Raw genomic sequence first — 2,486 nt, forward strand, 5'->3', positions numbered from 1 at the left:
CGCGCGTGCGCGCGAATGCGAACTACTCGACGCCGGAATATCGCTATGACCTGTCCCGCATCGTGACGATGCGGCGTGGCCAGCCGATGCCGTCGATTTCGAACGATGTCGGCAACGCTGAATGGGAATGGGTGGGTGTCTGAAATGCGAGAACGTGCGCTGATCTATCAGCATGACCGGACGACGGCGAACGGCGTCGTGCTTGACGGCCTCGACGACGTTGAACTCGACGATCGCAAGTTGAGCCATGTGGGCGCGCGGGTCCAATGTCCCGCGTGCAACACCATTGGCCGGATCGAGCCGGTCGGTGAGCGCTCGGACCATGAACTGAGCGACAAACAGCCCGCGCTCGAAGACGACCTTTGCCGGTGCGCGTGTCATCCATCGCCGCGGCTGATTGCATCGCAGCGCCACTCGATGATCGAAGCGTGACGCGATATTCACGGAGACGCGATGAAATTTCGCTGGGATCAACGCGTGCCGCCCGAGTGGCAGCACCCCAAACCGCCGCCTTTATGGGTCTACCTCGTCTTGTTCCTCGTGATCGAGGGCGTGTGCCTGGCCTATACGGTGATGACGTGGCCGGCGGGCAAACCGGTTGGCTCGCCGGAATTCACGCGCTCCGCGCTGGCGGTCCCGTTTACTTTTTGGCTCACGATCTGCGCCGCGCTTTATTCGTCGTTTTACGACGGCTTGGCGTTTGAGGCAGCAGTCAGGAATGCGGCGCGCTGGCATTTGCTGGTCCGATGGCAGCGACTCAGCCGTGCAGGCATAGCCGTGCTCGACAGTGTCATTCTCACGCCCGAAGCCGACCTGGCGGAACGCATGCTGAAACTGGAAGGCAGTCCACCGGAGAATCCGGGGAAGGTCATGTTGCTCGGCGGTCTCGACGCAACCCACGTCGCGTCACGCGTCAGCAGCCTGCTGGAAACCCTTCTGACGCCACTGGCGGCGCGGCTGGCTGAGGCGTCGCGCAGCAACTCATTCGAAATCGTGATGCAGTGCGACCGGCAGGAATGGTCGACGGACGTCAAGGCTGTATGGGAGCGCCTGAAGTTGCCGGGGCGGCCCCGTGTTCGATGGATCGACAACCACCGCAACGTGAACTTTGCGGAGAACTGGTTCACGGGCAAAAGCGACTCGCCGTTTGCCTCTAGCCACTATGCAGTGGACGGAACTCCGAAGTATCGCCTCGTTGTCGCATGGCATTTGAACGATGACGCCCTGGGCATTGCGCCGGCGACATCGGAAGCCGCGGTTGCGCTTCTGCTCGGTTCGCGCGCGCTCGTACAGGAAAAACCTGAGCTAAAGCGGCAGGCTTGGCTACTTCGTCAGGTCGTCGGGGAAGCCGACCAGGTCGACAGGTCGCTGGCGTTGCTGCTCAACGCGGCGCAGGCGCCACGCGAGCGTATCCGTCACTTCTGGCATAGCCGGCTCAAGGGACTCGCGCAACATGCGACGCTGAGCGCGGTCAGGGATGCCGATCTGAAGATTGAAGCGCATGCGCTTGATCCGGCGATTGGTCCGCAGGCGCCGGTCGCGCGCTGGGTCCTTCAGGCGCTGGCCGGCAAGATGGCGTTATATGGTCAGGGGGCGCAACTTGTCGCACTGCCTCACGAGGAGGGCGTCGCGCTCAATCTAGTCGTCAAGGAACTGCCGAGCGTGGACGCGCCGTGGAAGACAGACTACGAGTACAACCTGTTCCCAGCCGTCGAACTCGTCGGGTGTGTGGCGATGTGGGTATTCGGGATGCTGCTGTCCCCCGACAATGCGTGGGGCACGTTCGAAACGGTGTTCACCAGTGTCATGGTTGTCGTCGTGATCTTGTGCGGTGTCTGGCGCATCCTCGCACAGCGGGTCTATGCCGACGACGTGTGGCGCCAATACGGGTAAGCAGTGATGAAGGCATTTCGGCAATTCAGCATTCCCCGGTTCGTGGCGTTGTGGTGGCTCTCGCTGCTGGCGTGCGCCGTCTGGATGACTGTGAGTTACTGGTATGCGTCGGAAGTACTGGGTACGGCCACCCCTTTGCAATACGCGTTGATCTTTCTGGGCTTCACGGTAGGGCTGATCGCAGACGAACTGTGCGATCGATGGCGATGGCATCTCGCATGCATCCTTCATATTGAGGATGTCGTCGACGGCGTGTGTCCTGACCGGGAACACGAGATTGCGCAGGCGGCGGTGTGGCGCTGGTATGAGCATCGAGGCAAGCCGTGGTGGATCAGTTCACATCGGGAACGGCCCCATGTGCGCACAGCGGATGCGTGGCAGCGTTTTGACGCGTATGACCGTGCGATGAAGCGGCAGATACGCGCGGCCCGAAACGACGAGGTATGACGTCGCATCGGCGTTCCTGATTCCCTGGCGCCGGACTGAGCGCTACCTGAACAACCGCTCGCACAGAAAATCGACGAACACGCGCAGCTTCGGCGACAACTGCCGGCTCGACGGCCACACGATCGAGAATTGCCCCGGCGCGATCC

The 2,486-nt window shown here is 61.9% G+C and carries 3 protein-coding genes; all 3 read left to right on the top strand.

The window, feature by feature from the left end; genetic code table 11:
- The first annotated feature begins 144 nt into the window (after positions 1 to 144).
- The 3 genes from ABZS61_RS34705 to ABZS61_RS34715 are packed head-to-tail and all read left to right on the top strand — an operon-like array spanning position 145 to position 2,340.
- On the top strand, positions 145 to 432 hold the full coding sequence (locus ABZS61_RS34705) for a PAAR domain-containing protein (RefSeq protein ID WP_046547487.1): 288 nt from the start codon (positions 145 to 147) through the stop codon (positions 430 to 432).
- 21 nt (positions 433 to 453) lie between these two features.
- Positions 454 to 1,893, top strand: coding sequence for a hypothetical protein (locus tag ABZS61_RS34710; protein ID WP_105815474.1), 1,440 nt, complete (start codon positions 454 to 456; stop codon positions 1,891 to 1,893).
- A 3-nt stretch (positions 1,894 to 1,896) separates the two neighbouring features.
- The gene (locus ABZS61_RS34715; protein WP_124648838.1) at positions 1,897 to 2,340 is read left to right on the top strand and encodes a hypothetical protein; all 444 of its coding nucleotides are present in this window, start codon (positions 1,897 to 1,899) and stop codon (positions 2,338 to 2,340) included.
- Positions 2,341 to 2,486 lie beyond the last annotated feature (146 nt).

The sequence above is a fragment of the Streptomyces sp. NPDC005566 genome, assembly GCF_040605575.1.
In the GTDB taxonomy this organism is placed as follows: domain Bacteria; phylum Actinomycetota; class Actinomycetes; order Streptomycetales; family Streptomycetaceae; genus Streptomyces.